The organism is Alteromonas sp. MmMcT2-2, from assembly GCF_022348305.1.
GTDB lineage: Bacteria > Pseudomonadota > Gammaproteobacteria > Enterobacterales > Alteromonadaceae > Alteromonas > Alteromonas macleodii.
Map to the genome: position 1 here is coordinate 16962 of NZ_JAKRFA010000031.1, position 15446 is coordinate 32407.

The 15446-nt window shown below is 44.9% G+C and carries 12 protein-coding genes; 10 read left to right on the forward strand and 2 right to left on the reverse strand.

Features of this window, described 5'->3' with window-relative positions:
* Positions 1-285 precede the first annotated feature (285 nt).
* The 9 genes from MHM99_RS15850 to MHM99_RS15890 all read left to right on the forward strand — a co-directional run bounded on the left by MHM99_RS15850 (position 286) and on the right by MHM99_RS15890 (position 10993).
* On the forward strand, positions 286-1404 hold the full coding sequence (locus MHM99_RS15850) for a bifunctional tRNA (adenosine(37)-C2)-methyltransferase TrmG/ribosomal RNA large subunit methyltransferase RlmN (RefSeq protein ID WP_014977032.1): 1119 nt from the start codon (positions 286-288) through the stop codon (positions 1402-1404).
* 24 nt (positions 1405-1428) lie between these two features.
* A complete protein-coding gene (gene pilW, locus MHM99_RS15855; RefSeq protein WP_049588935.1) occupies positions 1429-2619 on the forward strand; it encodes a type IV pilus biogenesis/stability protein PilW in 1191 nt (396 codons plus the stop codon).
* Between the two features lie 6 nt (positions 2620-2625).
* Positions 2626-3663 (forward strand): RodZ domain-containing protein, encoded by a 1038-nt coding sequence (locus tag MHM99_RS15860; protein ID WP_049588934.1) that lies wholly within the window; start codon positions 2626-2628, stop codon positions 3661-3663.
* Between the two features lie 8 nt (positions 3664-3671).
* Positions 3672-4790 (forward strand): flavodoxin-dependent (E)-4-hydroxy-3-methylbut-2-enyl-diphosphate synthase, encoded by a 1119-nt coding sequence (gene ispG / locus MHM99_RS15865; RefSeq protein ID WP_014950167.1) that lies wholly within the window; start codon positions 3672-3674, stop codon positions 4788-4790.
* A gap of 82 nt (positions 4791-4872) precedes the next feature.
* A complete protein-coding gene (gene hisS / locus MHM99_RS15870) occupies positions 4873-6156 on the forward strand; it encodes a histidine--tRNA ligase (RefSeq protein WP_014979825.1) in 1284 nt (427 codons plus the stop codon).
* Positions 6157-6168: 12 nt separating this feature from the next.
* Positions 6169-6789 (forward strand): tetratricopeptide repeat protein, encoded by a 621-nt coding sequence (locus tag MHM99_RS15875; protein ID WP_014977028.1) that lies wholly within the window; start codon positions 6169-6171, stop codon positions 6787-6789.
* 44 nt (positions 6790-6833) lie between these two features.
* Positions 6834-8093: an outer membrane protein assembly factor BamB gene (bamB, locus tag MHM99_RS15880; RefSeq protein WP_080752359.1), complete on the forward strand. Its 1260-nt coding sequence runs from the start codon at positions 6834-6836 to the stop codon at positions 8091-8093.
* 309 nt (positions 8094-8402) lie between these two features.
* The gene (gene der, locus MHM99_RS15885; RefSeq protein ID WP_014979823.1) at positions 8403-9848 is read left to right on the forward strand and encodes a ribosome biogenesis GTPase Der; all 1446 of its coding nucleotides are present in this window, start codon (positions 8403-8405) and stop codon (positions 9846-9848) included.
* 419 nt (positions 9849-10267) lie between these two features.
* Positions 10268-10993 (forward strand): choice-of-anchor E domain-containing protein, encoded by a 726-nt coding sequence (locus MHM99_RS15890; RefSeq protein WP_014950162.1) that lies wholly within the window; start codon positions 10268-10270, stop codon positions 10991-10993.
* Between the two features lie 299 nt (positions 10994-11292).
* On the opposite strand, the gene MHM99_RS15895 is transcribed toward MHM99_RS15890, so the two are convergent.
* Together MHM99_RS15895 and xseA are read right to left on the reverse strand one after the other, a co-directional pair.
* Positions 11293-12450 (reverse strand): hypothetical protein, encoded by a 1158-nt coding sequence (locus tag MHM99_RS15895; RefSeq protein WP_239220139.1) that lies wholly within the window; start codon positions 12448-12450, stop codon positions 11293-11295.
* A gap of 15 nt (positions 12451-12465) precedes the next feature.
* A complete protein-coding gene (gene xseA / locus MHM99_RS15900) occupies positions 12466-13818 on the reverse strand; it encodes an exodeoxyribonuclease VII large subunit (protein WP_239220140.1) in 1353 nt (450 codons plus the stop codon).
* Between the two features lie 100 nt (positions 13819-13918).
* On the opposite strand from xseA, the gene guaB reads away from it, so the two are divergent.
* Positions 13919-15388, forward strand: coding sequence for an IMP dehydrogenase (guaB, locus tag MHM99_RS15905; RefSeq protein ID WP_014950158.1), 1470 nt, complete (start codon positions 13919-13921; stop codon positions 15386-15388).
* Positions 15389-15446 lie beyond the last annotated feature (58 nt).

A 15446-nucleotide genomic window follows, 5' to 3' on the forward strand; every position in this document is an offset into this window, starting at 1 on the left:
AAGCCCCGTTTTTTGTTTCTGAGCGTCTGAGCACGCTTTATGCTGCTTTGCTCGGCGCTCATTTAGGCAAGCTAAACCACGCTTCTCGCGCATTGCCAAACTTAACGTTTCTCTGCGTTAAATCGGCTTTTTCTCAAATCTCATCTGTGGTAAAATCCGCGCAAATTTTAATCAGCGCTTTTCTTTTTCTTAAATCTCGTTCAAGACATAGTCGAATCGCTGGTTTTTACACCGTATTCAGTAGTAAGAGGGGCATCCCTCGAAGGTAAAAGGGTCATCTTATTCATGGCAAAAACTAACTTATTAAACTTAAATCGCGAAGGCTTGCGCAATTTCTTCAAAGAAATGGGCGAGAAACCGTTTCGTGCCGATCAGGTGATGAAATGGATTTACCAGCACGGTATCAGCGATTTCGAGGAAATGAGTAACCTCAATAAAAACCTTCGCGCGATGCTCATTGAAAATTGCGAAATTAAAGCGCCTGAAATTGCATACTTTCAAGAAGCGAGCGACGGCACTATTAAGTTTGCACTTACCCTTGAAGGTGGTCAGGAAGTTGAATCTGTTTGGATCCCAGAAACTGACCGTGCAACGCTTTGCGTGTCATCACAGGTAGGTTGCGCGCTAGAGTGTACTTTCTGTTCAACGGCGCAGCAGGGGTTTAACCGTAACCTAAGTGTAAGTGAAATTATTGGTCAGGTATGGCGTGTAGCTACTTTCCTTGGTCTTTCAAAAGACTCAAGCAAACGCCCTATCACTAACGTAGTAATGATGGGTATGGGTGAGCCACTGCTTAACCTTAAAAACGTTGTACCAGCCATGGATATTATGCTGGACGATTTCGGTTTCGGCCTGTCTAAACGCCGCGTTACGCTAAGTACATCTGGTGTAGTACCTGCGCTAGATATGTTGGGTGACCAAATAGACGTAGCGTTAGCTATTTCATTACACGCACCCACCGATGAGTTGCGCAACGAGATCGTGCCTATCAATAAGAAGTACAATATCGAAGCCTTCTTAGCAGGCGTACGTCGTTATCTGGCCAAATCTAAAGCGAACCAAGGCCGTGTGACGGTAGAATACGTTATGCTTTCAAACATCAATGACAGCACTGAACAAGCGCACCAGTTGGCAAAGGTATTGAAAGACACACCTAGTAAAATAAACTTAATACCATTTAACCCTTACCCGGGTTCGCCTTATACATGTTCGAGCAATTCGCGTATTGATAGATTCGCAAAAGTGCTTATGGAATATGGGTTTACAACCGTTGTGCGTAAAACACGAGGTGATGATATCGACGCAGCATGCGGTCAATTAGTGGGTGATGTGGTAGACAGAACGAAAAGAATGTTAAAAAAACAGGTGAAGGGCGAAGCAATTTCAGTAAAAATGGCCCAATAATCATTAAGATATTAGGGTAAGACTATGGTTGCGGGATTGCGAACGTCACTTAAAATTGGCTTTTTAAGCGCGATTATTTTCACTTCTGGCTGTGTCAGTAATAGCCAGTCAGGGTTGTATGGCGGTAACTTCGATCACGAAGAAGCCGCCAAAACACGCATGTCCCTTGGTCTTACCTACCTTCAAAATAACAACTACACGCAGGCAAAAAAGAACCTCGACAAAGCGCTTGAGTTTAATCCACGCTCTGCAGACGTTCAGTTCGCTATGGCATATTACTATCAACTGGTGGGCGATAACCTTCGAGCGGAAGAGTACTATGAAACTGCTATCGACCTAGCGCCTAACAATGGCGATATTGCCAACAGTTATGGCGCGTTTAAGTGCCAAAACGGCGAATACGAAAAAGCCAAAGCGTATTTCTTTGATGCGATAAATAACAGGCTTTACGCTAACGCAGCGCAAACCTACGAGAACTTGGCATTGTGCGCGCAAAGTCAAGGTAAGCTAGATGAAGCGATCGGCTATTTTCAAGACGCATTAAAACATCAGCCTGCCAGGGGCAAAAGCCTATTCTTACTCAGTGAACTTTACACGGTTTCAGAGCAATGGGAACTGGCTGAATCTACGTTACGAAAATACGAACGTGTTGCCAAAGTTACGCCAGATTCATTGTGGTTAGCTTATGAAATAGCCAAAGGGAAAGGGGACCTAGAGACTGCAAAGGGTTATGGCGAAATGATGATGTCATTGTTCCCTGAAAGTGAGCTTACTAAACGTTACATAATGCAACGTGAAAGTATGCAAAACAGAGTGGTTAAAACCGTCAAATCTACACAGTTAAACGATTCTGAAACAGAAATAAGCGCAAACCAAACAAATACCGACGGGCTTGCACAAACATCATCAAACGATAAAGAAAATGAAAAGAGCGTCGCCCAAGACAACGACGCTCTGCGTCAATCTCAGAGCAATAACACCGACAACGCTCCTACAGCCACAGCTAACACACCGGAAAAAGCACAAAATACTGAATTATCTGTGCAAAGTGATAAATTCCATGTAGTAAAAGAAGGTGAAAACTTATATCGTATTTCTTTATTGCACAATATCAAAATGGCAACACTGCAAGAGTGGAATAACCTTGAAAATACTGGCGCTATTATTGCTGGTCAGACGCTTTGGTTAGTACCACCGAGTATGCAGGAGGAATAAGGTTTAATGGTGTCGGAAGAAAAAGCGAATCAAGAAGTCACTTCGCAACAACAAGAAAACACGCCAAGTCCAGGGGCAATGCTAAAAGCGCGCCGTGAAACGCTAGGTTTGTCTCAACAAGATATTGCTGATAAATTATTTTTGAAAGCTAAACAAATCAATGATTTAGAAAATGATGTCATTGATGAAAAGTCTTCGGTGACTTTTACAAAAGGATACGTGAGAAATTATGCCAAGCAATTAGGTATGAATTCTCAAGAAGTTATTGAGGCATTCGAACGCTTCCACAATCAAACATCTGTACCGTCTTCAGAGAAATTACAGAGCTTTTCAAAGCGTGTCGCAAAACAGACACACGATGACAGGTGGATGATGGTAACTTATGTTATTTTACTTCTTATCATTGCCGCCGTTGTCGTGTGGTGGTATCAACAGCCTAGTGACGACACGGTAGCTGAACTGCCACTTAGTGAGGCTGTTAAGCGAGAAGCCGCTAATACGCCTGTCCCATCGGCGGGCACAGATACCGACAATGTAACTACTGACGCCTCGTCGTCGCAGGGTGATACGGCTGGAAACAATCAGCTAGACACGGGCGTGAGCAATAGTTCAGACTCAGAAACCAGCGGTGCGTTCAGCGACCAAGATAGCGGTTTTAACCAAGACGGTAGCTTGAATGATGGTGCAATCTCAGCACCCGATACAGAGGTGAATGATAGCAATAACCTAACCGCTCTGGTTGATTCTGCGAATAGTAACGAACCCCAACCCAACCTTAATGTGAATAGTCAGTCTGATGCAGCGCCAATTGCTATGGTTTTCACTTTCGACGATGACTGTTGGGTTAATATAAAAGACGCGTCTGGAGAAGCTATTGCCTATGGGGTAAAGCTAAAAGGACGAGTTATGGAAATTCAAGGCGTTCCTCCTGTTGAAGTTACGCTCGGTGCACCGGATAATGTGCGCATATCAGTTAACGGCGAGTCTGTTGATATTTCTTCATACCAAAACGGTAAAACAGCTCGCTTCGCACTTCCTTTATAGGTAATTAGATGTTTGCAGAAAGCCCTATTAAGCGCAGAAAGTCTACGCGTATTAATGTAGGTAACGTCCCCATTGGTGATGGCGCTCCCATTGCTGTTCAATCTATGACGAATACGCGGACCACTGATGTGGCAGCGACCGTCGATCAAATAAACCGTATTGTTGCAGTGGGTGGGGAGATCGTTCGAGTATCTGTGCCCACGATGGAAGCGGCTGAAGCATTTAAAGAAATTAAAAAGCAGGTGAGTGTGCCACTCGTTGCAGACATTCATTTTGACTACCGTATCGCACTTAAGGTTGCTGAATACGGAGTGGATTGTCTGCGCATTAACCCAGGTAACATAGGTAATATGGAGCGTGTGCGCTCTGTGGTCGATTGTGCAAAAGACAAAAATATTCCTATTCGCATTGGTGTGAACGGTGGCTCGTTAGAAAAAGACTTACAAGAGAAGTACGGTGAGCCAACGCCAGAAGCGCTGGTTGAATCCGCAATGCGTCATGTGGATATTCTCGACAAACTTAACTTTGATCAATTCAAAGTCAGCGTTAAAGCGTCAGATGTTTTCTTAGCTGTTGGCGCCTATCGTTTATTGGCACAAAAAATAGACCAGCCGCTTCACTTAGGTATTACCGAAGCCGGTGGTCAGCGCGCCGGCGCCGTGAAGAGTGCAGTTGGCTTAGGTATGCTATTGGCTGAAGGTATTGGTGATACGTTGCGCGTATCGTTAGCCGCTGATCCGGTGGAAGAAATCAAGGTAGGCTTTGATATTCTGAAGTCACTGCGTATTCGCTCGCGCGGTATAAACTTTATTGCTTGCCCGAGTTGTTCACGACAAGAATTCGATGTAATCGGCACAGTGAATGCTCTTGAGCAGCGATTGGAAGATATTCTTACGCCAATGGATGTCTCTATCATCGGTTGCGTGGTTAACGGCCCAGGCGAAGCAGAAGTATCTGATTTGGGCCTCACTGGCGCACGTAACATGAGCGGCCTATATGAAGACGGTAAGCGCGTTAAAGAACGTCTTCCTAACGACGATCTAGTGGATAAGCTTGAAGCTAAGATTCGCGCCAAAGCATCGCGTATGAGTGAACAAAATAAAATTCAGGTCTCGGTTAAAGACTGAGACATTTTTTGTTCATTGTTGTTTATTCCCAAAGCCCCTATAATGCGGGGCTTTTCACTATTTAGCAGTATGAGAATTTCACGTGGCTAAGACTATTCAGGCAATTCGAGGCATGAATGACTGCCTACCGGAGATTTCCGGTACATGGCAGAAGGTAGAATCTGTACTTCGTCAGGTTGTGGCGAGTTATGGTTACCAGGAAATACGTACTCCCATCGTTGAAAGCACCGACTTGTTCAAGCGCTCTATCGGTGAAGTTACCGATATCGTTGAAAAAGAAATGTATACCTTCGAAGATAGAAATGGCGACAGCTTAACGCTACGTCCAGAAGGTACGGCAAGTTGCGTGCGCGCAGGAAACGAGCACGGCTTATTGTACAACCAGCAGCAACGCCTGTGGTACATGGGGCCAATGTTCCGTCATGAACGTCCACAAAAAGGGCGTTATCGCCAGTTCCATCAGTTCGGTGTAGAGACCTACGGTATGGACGGCCCTGACATCGACTTAGAAGTGATTCTTCTTAGTGCACGCTTTTGGAAAGCTTTTGGTATTGAGCAGCACGTAAAACTTCAAATAAATACGTTAGGTTCAAATGAAGCGCGTGCTGCATATCGCGATACGCTGGTTGATTTCTTAAAACAGCGTGCAGACCAGCTCGACGAAGATTCTCTGCGTCGACTTGAAACGAATCCACTTCGCGTACTCGATTCAAAGAACCCTGATGTTCAAGCTGCTATTGCCGATGCGCCAGCGCTAATCGATCATCTTGATGAAGAATCTAAAGTGCATTTTGAAACCTTGTGTTCGCGCTTAACGCAAGCAGGCATTGAGTTTGAAATAAATCCTCGACTAGTGCGCGGATTAGATTACTACAACCGTACCGTGTTTGAGTGGGTGACAGACAGCCTGGGAGCCCAAGGTACAGTGTGTGCTGGAGGCCGTTACGATGGCTTGGTAGAGCAACTCGGGGGCAAAGCAACGCCTGCAGTTGGTTTTGCTATGGGCATTGAACGTTTGGTACTGTTGCTAACCACGTTAACCGAAGAAGGTCAGGACTCGAGCTTCGCAGATGTTTACGTAACGGCGATGGGCGAAGAGGCACAGTCATACGCTATTGAGGTAGCAGAACATCTTCGAAATACGCTTCCTAATACACGCATAATGATGCACTGTGGCGGCGGCAACTTTAAAAAACAACTAAAGCGTGCAGATAAAACAGGTGCACGTTTAGCGCTGCTTTTAGGCAATGACGAAATGCAGTCTCGCGAAGTAGGTGTTAAACCACTACGCGATGGTCAAGAACAAGTTACAGTCAGCTTCGACACCTTATCTGATAAGGTTGCAGAGATGCTGAGCGCAAAATAAAAAGAGGACATCATGGAACAGTTCGCAACAGAAGAACAACAAGTAGAAGCGATTAAACGTTTTTGGAAAGAGCACGGTACTGCAATTATTGTCGGTGCAGCGCTTGGTCTAGGTGGCCTTTGGGGCTGGAGAGCGTATTCAGAAGCGCAAATTGAAACTAAAGAAGCGGCATCGGTTGCCTATCAAAATGCCGTAGAAACATTCGGTACAGAAGGCAGCGACGCAAAAGTTAAAGCTTTTATCGAAGAGAACAAAGACAGTGGTTATGCGAGCATTGCCAGCCTTCTTGCTGCTAAGCAAGCGGTAGATGCCGGTGATTTAGACGCTGCAGCTTCTCACCTAAATAGCGTAGTAACCTTTGCCGAAAATGATGAATTGAAAGTGCTTGCCTCACTTCGTTTGTCGCGTGTGCAAATTGAAATGAACCAGCTGGACGCGGCGTTGTCTACGCTTAGCAATGTAACAAATGACGCATTTTCAGCAGAAGTTTCTGAATTAAAAGGCGATGTGTATCAAAAACAAGGCAAGTTTGATGATGCTCGCTTAGCTTATTCAAATGCGTTAGAAAAAAATGCCAACAATCCGCTTTTACAAATGAAGTTAGATAACCTATCGGTATCTGCTGCGCAATAAGCGAAAGCTTTAGGGCTGGTATAAATAATAAAGAGGTACGCAATTTGTTTCACAATACGTGTGGCCGTAAAGGTCGATTTGCTCGCACGATAGGTATGGCACTCGCGGTGTCTATCACAATGTCTGGCTGCTCAACTATTTCAGACTGGTTTGCAGATGACGAAGAATTAGAGATTCGTCGTTTAAAGCCTATTGAGGCTAAATTTACACCTAAATTAGTGTGGGATCGCGATATTGGTGATGGCGTTAATCATTACTTCTCTCGTCTTCGCCCTGTTTATGCCTATGACAAGCTTTATGCTGCCGATCGCCATGGCGCCGTTGTCGCGATGGACCCTGAGTCGGGTAAGGTGTTGTGGGAGAAAGATTTCGCACAGTTTCGCTCTGAGGGCATGCTAAGCTCAGTCACTAATTTGTGGCGTAGCGGTGAGACTGCACGTATTGGTGGTATCGCCGTAGCAGACAGACACGTATTCATTGGTACAGAAAACGGCTATGTAGCTGCAATGGATGCAGAAACCGGAGAGTTGGTTTGGGATGCGTCTGTTCCCGGTGAGGTTTTAGCGGCTCCGGCAGCTGATGAAGGTATCTTAGTGGTTAACACGGGTGCTGGTAGCTTATTTGGTTTCAATACCCGCACTGGTGAACAGTTGTGGAGACACGAAGGTGATACTCCTCCGCTAACATTACGTGGTATTTCTGGCCCAATCGCATCTAACGGTGGTGCTATCATCGGCACACCTACAGGTAAAATTCAGGTTAATCTTATCGAAACAGGCGTACTTGCGTGGGAAACGGTAATTGCAACGCCTTCTGGTGCAACAGAGTTAGAGCGTATTGTTGATATCGACACAACACCTGTTTTATTTGGCGGCACGGTTTACACGGTTTCTTACAACGGAACATTAGCTGCTGTAGAGTTACGTTCAGGTCGTGTAATTTGGAAACGTGAATATGCATCGTTTCGCAATTTGAATATCGACGGCAATAAAATTTTTGTTGTAGACAACAACTCTAACGTTTATGCCCTTGATAGACGAAACGGCGTAGAGCTTTGGTCTCAAGGTTCACTTAAGCATCGCTCATTAACGGCTGCTACTCCAGTAGGCGACCATGTGGTTGTTGGTGACAACTGGGGCTTTCTACACTGGATTGAACAAGAAACAGGTGAAGTTGTTGCACGCCTAGATGTGGGGGGCGATGACGAAGATGATTCAATCTATGCTGCGCCGTTGAAGGTTGATGATAAGATTATAGCGGTAACACGTAATGGCGTAATAGCGTCGGTGCAAGTTCCAAAGTAACAGGAACGTTTCGCTAATATTTAAACAGAAAAGGTGCTTGAAGCGCCTTTTTTTATACCCCGCGGTTTTTTCGGGCCTAAACTTGGCCATTATCAATGGGTAGACGGTTTCTCTTCGTGTTATTGAACGCCATTGGTATTAGGTAGTGAACTTGGTATTAGGTAGTGAACAAGGTATAATGCGCCCATTCTCAAAAGCCTCATAGTAATTCACCTCTCGTTAGAGAATACAGCTCCCGAACGTTAGTTGTAATAGATGGTGTATGCGGCTTGTGCTTTTTTAGCTTTCATGACCCCTAGGATCTGATAAATGTTACCCGTTGTTGCTTTGGTTGGCCGCCCTAATGTTGGTAAGTCAACCTTGTTTAATCGCCTTACAAATACCCGTGATGCACTAGTTGCTGACTATCCGGGGCTAACTCGCGACCGTAAATACGGCCAAGCGAAATTTGAAAAGCGCCAGTTCATAGTAGTGGATACCGGCGGTATTACGGGCGATGAAGAGGGCATTGATGCTGAAATGGCACAACAGTCTTTGTTAGCTATAGAAGAGGCTGATGTCGTATTGTTTTTGGTTGACGCCAGAGCAGGTATGCTGCCAGCCGACCAAGGTATTGCTGATCATCTTCGACGCATAAACAAAAAAGTGTTTGTTGTGGCGAACAAGGTTGATGGAATTGACGGCGATAGCGAAAGTGCGGAATTTTACTCCTTAGGCTTAGGTGATATTAAGCAAATTGCTGCGGCGCACGGTCGCGGTGTTAGCCAATTGCTGCAGGACGCCTTAAAGCCACTTGAATCTGATTTCCCGGACATGGAAATTGTCGATGAGGAGCCTGAAGAAGAAGAGGATGCTGAAACGCAGCGTCAACGCCTTCAAGAGTTACCTATCAAACTTGCTATCGTAGGTAAGCCCAACGTGGGTAAGTCGACACTGACAAACCGCATTTTAGGTGAAGAGCGCGTGGTGGTATTCGACATGCCAGGCACCACCCGTGACAGCGTGTACATTCCAATGGAAAGGGATGAGCGTGAATATATCCTAATCGATACCGCGGGCGTGAGAAAGCGTAAGAAAATTAGTGAAGCCGTAGAGAAGTTCTCTATTGTTAAAACTCTTCAGGCAATTGAAGAAGCTAACGTAGTGCTATTGGTTATTGATGCCAGAGAAGGTATTACCGACCAAGATCTTAGCCTATTAGGCTTTGTGCTTAATTCAGGTCGTTCATTAGTAGTTGCCGTGAACAAATGGGACGGATTAAGTACTGACGTGAAAGACGACATAAAGCGCGAGATGGACCGTCGTTTAGGCTTTATCGACTTCGCTCGAATTCATTTTATTTCTGCGCTTCATGGTTCGGGTGTTGGTAATTTATTTGAGTCTGTACAAGAAGCGTATATGAGCGCGACCAAGCGTATTAATACCGCGCTGCTTACACAAATTATGGAAATGGCTCAGGATGACCATCAGCCTCCGCTGGTGCGTGGTCGCCGAGTTAAAATGAAGTATGCTCACGCAGGTGGTTACAACCCACCGGTTATTGTTATTCACGGTAATCAAGTGGATGACTTACCAAGCTCTTATAAGCGTTTCTTGATGAACTATTTCAGAAAAGCGCTAGAAATTATGGGCACGCCTATCAAGATAGAATTCAGAGAAGGCAACAACCCGTTTGAAGGTAAAAAGGCTAATTTGACCTTGGCGCAGCAGCGCAAGCGCCGTCGTATGATGTCTTATTACAAAGATAAAAAGTAGCCTTGTTAAGTACATCGCTGCGCTTATTAGCGTAGTGATGTACAAGTCCGCTATTAAAAAAAGTATTAATGTCTCTTTCTTACCACGCTAGTTTTTGCCGCGTTAACATACCCAAGTATCTATAGCGTTATCAGTGTACTGCATGCATTGCATCAGCCTACCTAAGTTTCAACCCTCCTTTGCTGATTTTACTAAAGCATCAGCCGTGCCAAACTATATTCTGTCGGTCATAATTACAACTAAAGTGTAATATTTTCTATCAGTGAATAATTTTTAGCTTTCATAATATAACCTTAAATTTTGTTAACCCATGCTACATGCGGTATTGCACATAAATTAATCTATGGTTTCTTTCTTGCAGTCACAGGGAGCCCCTTCGACCGTCGGGGTAATTCTAACTATATGAGCAGGATGAATTTATGAATAAGCGAATTATTGCCGCTGCCATCATCGCAGCGACTACAATGCCAATAAAAGCAGCAATTATTACGCAAGAAGTATCCTTTGGTGAACAAGGAAGTCCTTTCGACGTGGCAGAAGTATCGCCGCTATCGGAAAGTGTGTTTATTGACGCATTTGATCAAACACTGGGTACATTGAACGCTGTAAATATAACGGTCTATGGACAGATAGACAGCGAAGGAAGATCCGTTAATGGAAGCTCTGAAGCAGGTCGCACTGACGTAGATATCTTTCTAGCGTCGAACTGGCAAGTATCCAGTAGCGTAGCTGATACGTTTGTATTTGAACAAGCAAATTTCGTTAATCCGCTTGTCTCTGCACAAAGCTCACCAGAGGGGACATTCACAATGATTCCAGGTGAAGATTCTGCCGAATTTGAGTTTGATGTGACAACAGGCGAACGGTCGGGGATGCTAGCAAACGTAGACTTGTCGGCCTTTCTAGCCGGAACTCCAATCGAATTTTTGTTTTCAACGGATGCGAGAACGAACGTATTTAATCAAGTAGACGGGGGAACGGGTAGCTTTACAAATGAATTCTCAACGGGTTCTTGGGGTAAAGTGTTCGTAGAGTTCGATTACGCCCCGACAGCCACTAGTGTTTCTGAGCCAGCGGCATTTAGCTTATTTGGCGCGGGGCTTTTGTTCTTATTATCAAACAGAAGAAAAGTAATCAAAAAATGAGTGTAACGTCTATCGATTATTACAATTTCGACCGTTTATAATCCAGACAAAGGAAGAATGATGTCAGTGGAAAAATTACACTCAGCGAAGCAGCCGCTTCAAAAAGACCAAGTTTACAATTGGTTTGATAGGTATAAACCGAGAGAACAGGCGAAAGTTCACATTTTAAGCAGTGACGTGAAACGTAAGTCAATTAATCCTGTAATGCGGTTTATTGAAAAATAAAAACAGCAACGGTTCGCTCTTACCCATTGGCCAAAGTTTAGCAACTAGTGATACAACTAATCTTTTCTATGGTATCAATTGGCGCTTTCTAAAAGCAGAGAGCGAACCTTTTTCATCATTTCAGACTCTTGCGGAACTTCTACGTTAACAATCAATTGATTAACAATATTGTCTGAAAAGTCAGGAGGAAAAGTCGTAGACACTTTTACGATTTTATCTTGTAGCTTAAAGACATAGGTTGTCGCGTAAATTGTTGGTGATGTTTCAGATGCCGCGCTCAGCCCCAATCTCCATCCTCTTAATGCGCTGTTAACCTCGTAGCGTGAGGCTGGACTGATTTGAGACAATGTTAACTGTTGTAAATCGGCTGTAGCACTAGCTCTTTGCAGATCACTTTCTAGTTGCTTAGGAAGTAGCTCGTTTTCATCTGAAGAAAGCTGATCTAAAAAGGGATATACGGTGACATCAACGAGCGCATCTTCAAACTCAGGGTGTATATAGCGAGTAATTGCACCGTTAAACGGGTCTGGATATAACTGAGTATCTAATTTAGTGAAGTCGCCAATGGCGTTTGGTACCTGTAATCCACCCTTATAGTCGCTAGCTTCTAGCGCATCGAACAAAAACTGGCTGGTAAATAATCCAGAATGTTTGGCATGTTGAATCCAGCGGGCAATCAACGATTGAGCTTCTTCTTCGGCTAAAGCGGTTTCCGTTTTCACATCTGTGTTTTCTAGAGCACTCGCATCAAATGAAGATGAGTCAATTTCTATCCCTCGCCATTGTAAAGTGAATTCTGCAAATTGTTTTGCGTGCTGTCGATGCATGCCAGGCGCTGCGCCAACATTAGCAATCAATAGTTCGTAGTCGTTTCCTTCGCCATAAGGAAACAAATGACTGAACTCTCCTGATTCGCTTAGGAGTTTAATAAAGCTGTCGGGCGAAATAGCATCTTCAAAACACAAATTAGTGGATTGAGAAGCATTAGCTTCGCTTAATGCTCGCTGGGCTCCACAAGCCCTGAGTAACGTCTCGCTCGGGTAGGTAGAAAAAACAGAGACAGGTTGATTGACCATAGAAGCAAAGGTGAAGTCAGGCACTAGTAACAGAACAAAAACGCACAAAGGTGTCAAAATTTTTGGTACAGCGAACCGCTGTGACTTTAGGCTCCAAAATGCACAGGCCCGCTGGTAAATACTGGAAAAGGAAAACGCGTTTACATGAACGGGCATAATACTTAAGGCTACCTATTGCCGTTGAATGTGTGTCACTGTACTGGTTATTTCTCCGTCAGTCACCCGAGATTTTATCTCATCACCTACATTTACTTTATTCACGCTATTAATGGCTGCTTTGTCGGACAAAGTAATGCTGTAACCACGGGCGAGCGTTGAAAGAGGACTTACGGATTGTAAGAGGCTAACTTTACCACCAAGTTCATTTTTTTTGCTTCTAATGAGTGTATTCATGCTTGATAAGAGCTTGGTGCTAGCGTAATTCAGTTTGTCTTTTGCACGCGCCACGTTTGCTGATGGCGATTGTTTGTTTAGCCTGTAATCAAGACCTTGTAATCGCTTCTCTGCTTTTGCCAAGTCGTTTTGCATCTTATGCGCTAAACGAAGTTGTAGTCTGTCTAACGTTTGCCACTGCGACTGAATGCGACTTTGTGGATGCAATGCATTTAGCCGTTGTTTCTTTAAGACAAGCTGCTGTTTACTAGCTTGAAGGTATTGATGTATTGCCCTTGCTAAGCGTTGTTTTTGCTGATGCAACGTTTGATACAGAGCTGTAGAGTCCTGACTTAAGATTTCTGCGGCTGCAGATGGGGTAGGGGCGCGAACATCAGCGACGAAGTCGCTTATTGTGAAATCTACTTCATGACCCACGGCGCTAACTATGGGAAGGGCACTTGCAGCGACTGCTCTTGCTAAGCTTTCATCATTAAAACACCACAAGTCTTCTAATGAACCGCCGCCTCGCGTAAGTAACAGCACATCCACTTCTGCGCGGTGGTTAGCCGTTCTCAACGCATTAATTAACTGTAAAGGTGCGGTTTCACCCTGAACCATCGACGGATAAACAATGATTTCGGTTTGTGGGCTGCGTCGTTTTAATACACTTAATACATCGTGAAGCGCTGCACCGCTTGATGAAGTTATTACGCCGATGCGATTAATACGTTCAGGTAGCGCTCGCTTGTTAGCAGTATCGAACAAGCCTTCATTGTTGAGTTTGAACTTTAGGGCTTCGAACGCTTGCTTAAGTGCACCTTCGCCATCGCTTTCCATGTGTTCGACAACCAGTTGATAGTCGCCGCGTGCTTCGTAAAGGCCAACCGACGCTCGCACTAAAATTTTGTCGCCTTCTTTAGGGCGAATGCGAACATTGCGGTTTGATCCCTTGAACATGGCTGCGCGAACTTGGGCTTTGTTGTCTTTCAGCGTGAAATACCAATGCCCTGATGCGGCTGCCACAAAGTTGGATATTTCGGCAGATAGCCAAATAAGGCCAATTTCGCCTTCCAGTACGGTTCTGGCTAAGCGATTTAGCTTGGTAACTGTTAAAATTTGTCGAGACGTAGATGGCGAATTTGTAAACATAAAAAAAATCACTGGGTTTAATACATTTAGAGTTTACCTGAAAACTAAAAAACACTACAATTGCGCCGCAATTAACCCTCAACTGAATAGGTGTTGTTGCATGCTACGTATCATCCAAGAAGCCCTGACGTTCGACGATGTGTTGCTGGTTCCCGGCCACTCGACCGTCCTCCCTCACACAGCCAACTTACAAACACGCCTTACGCGTGGCGTAACGTTAAATATTCCAATGGTGTCTGCTGCCATGGACACGGTTTCTGAAGCCCGTCTAGCTATTGCGCTAGCCCAAGAGGGTGGTATTGGTTTCATTCATAAAAACATGAAGCCCGAAGAGCAAGCCAAACACGTACGTGAAGTTAAGAAATACGAAAGTGGTGTGGTATCTGACCCGGTAACGGTTGAAGAGAATGCGACCATTGGTGAAGTTATCGCGCTTTCTAAGCGTCTTGGTTACTCTGGCTTCCCGGTGACTGACAAAGATAATAACCTAATTGGTATTGTGACAGGCCGCGATCTTCGCTTTGAAAAGCGTTTGAATTTGCCTATTAGAAACGTAATGACCGGTAAGGATGATCTGGTTACCGTTAAAGAAGGTGCAAGCTCTGATGTGGTGTTAGACCTTATGCACGAACACCGCATTGAGAAAATTCTTGTCGTCGACGACGCGTTTAAGCTTACAGGCCTGATCACTGTTAAAGACTTCCAGAAAGCAGAAAACAAGCCTAATGCATGTAAAGACTCGCTTGGTCGCCTACGTGTTGGTGCTGCGGTAAGCGTTGGACCAGGTACTGACGAACGTATTGCACTGCTTGTAGATGCAGGCGTTGACGTTCTACTTATCGATACCTCTCACGGTCACTCACAAGGCGTTATTGATCGCGTGAAAAAGGTACGTGCAGACTATCCAGATGTACAAATTATTGCGGGTAACGTTGCGACGGGCGATGGCGCGAAAGCACTTGCCGATGCCGGCGTAGATGCTGTTAAAGTGGGTATTGGTCCTGGTTCAATTTGTACTACCCGTATCGTAACCGGTTGCGGTGTGCCTCAAATTACTGCGGTATCAGATGCAGTAGAAGCGCTTAAAGATACTGACATTCCAGTAATCGCTGACGGCGGTATTCGTTTTTCGGGTGACATTGCTAAAGCGTTGGCTGCTGGCGCAAGCTGCGTAATGGTTGGCAGCATGCTAGCAGGTACTGAAGAAGCGCCAGGCGAAGTAGAACTTTTCCAAGGCCGTTATTACAAGTCATATCGCGGTATGGGTTCTCTAGGCGCTATGGATCAAAGCCACGGTTCGTCAGACCGTTACTTCCAAGATTCTGATAACGCTGAGAAATTAGTACCAGAAGGTATTGAAGGCCGCGTAGCGTACAAAGGTCCAATTGCTAATATTATCCATCAGCAAATGGGCGGCTTGCGCTCAGCCATGGGCTTAACGGGCTGTGCAACGATTGAAGAGCTCAATACCAAGGCACAATTTGTGCGCGTAACTTCAGCCGGAATGGGCGAGAGCCACGTTCACGATGTAAGCATTACCAAAGAAGCGCCAAACTACCGTTTAGGTTAAGGCGACCGACGACTGCGAGGCTGGTACTACACCAGCCTTTGTTCTTTTATTTAACGGG

Excerpts from the sequence above, each read along its gene's own strand:
- pilW (WP_049588935.1), top strand. The coding sequence starts at position 1,429 with ATGGTTGCGGGATTGCGAACGTCACTTAAAATTGGCTTTTTAAGCGCG.
- ispG (WP_014950167.1), top strand. The coding sequence starts at position 3,672 with ATGTTTGCAGAAAGCCCTATTAAGCGCAGAAAGTCTACGCGTATTAAT.
- der (WP_014979823.1), top strand. The coding sequence starts at position 8,403 with ATGTTACCCGTTGTTGCTTTGGTTGGCCGCCCTAATGTTGGTAAGTCA.
- MHM99_RS15860 (WP_049588934.1), top strand. The coding sequence starts at position 2,626 with ATGGTGTCGGAAGAAAAAGCGAATCAAGAAGTCACTTCGCAACAACAA.
- MHM99_RS15895 (WP_239220139.1), bottom strand. The coding sequence starts at position 12,450 with ATGCCCGTTCATGTAAACGCGTTTTCCTTTTCCAGTATTTACCAGCGG.
- MHM99_RS15875 (WP_014977028.1), top strand. The coding sequence starts at position 6,169 with ATGGAACAGTTCGCAACAGAAGAACAACAAGTAGAAGCGATTAAACGT.
- MHM99_RS15890 (WP_014950162.1), top strand. The coding sequence starts at position 10,268 with ATGAATAAGCGAATTATTGCCGCTGCCATCATCGCAGCGACTACAATG.
- guaB (WP_014950158.1), top strand. The coding sequence starts at position 13,919 with ATGCTACGTATCATCCAAGAAGCCCTGACGTTCGACGATGTGTTGCTG.
- xseA (WP_239220140.1), bottom strand. The coding sequence starts at position 13,818 with ATGTTTACAAATTCGCCATCTACGTCTCGACAAATTTTAACAGTTACC.
- MHM99_RS15850 (WP_014977032.1), top strand. The coding sequence starts at position 286 with ATGGCAAAAACTAACTTATTAAACTTAAATCGCGAAGGCTTGCGCAAT.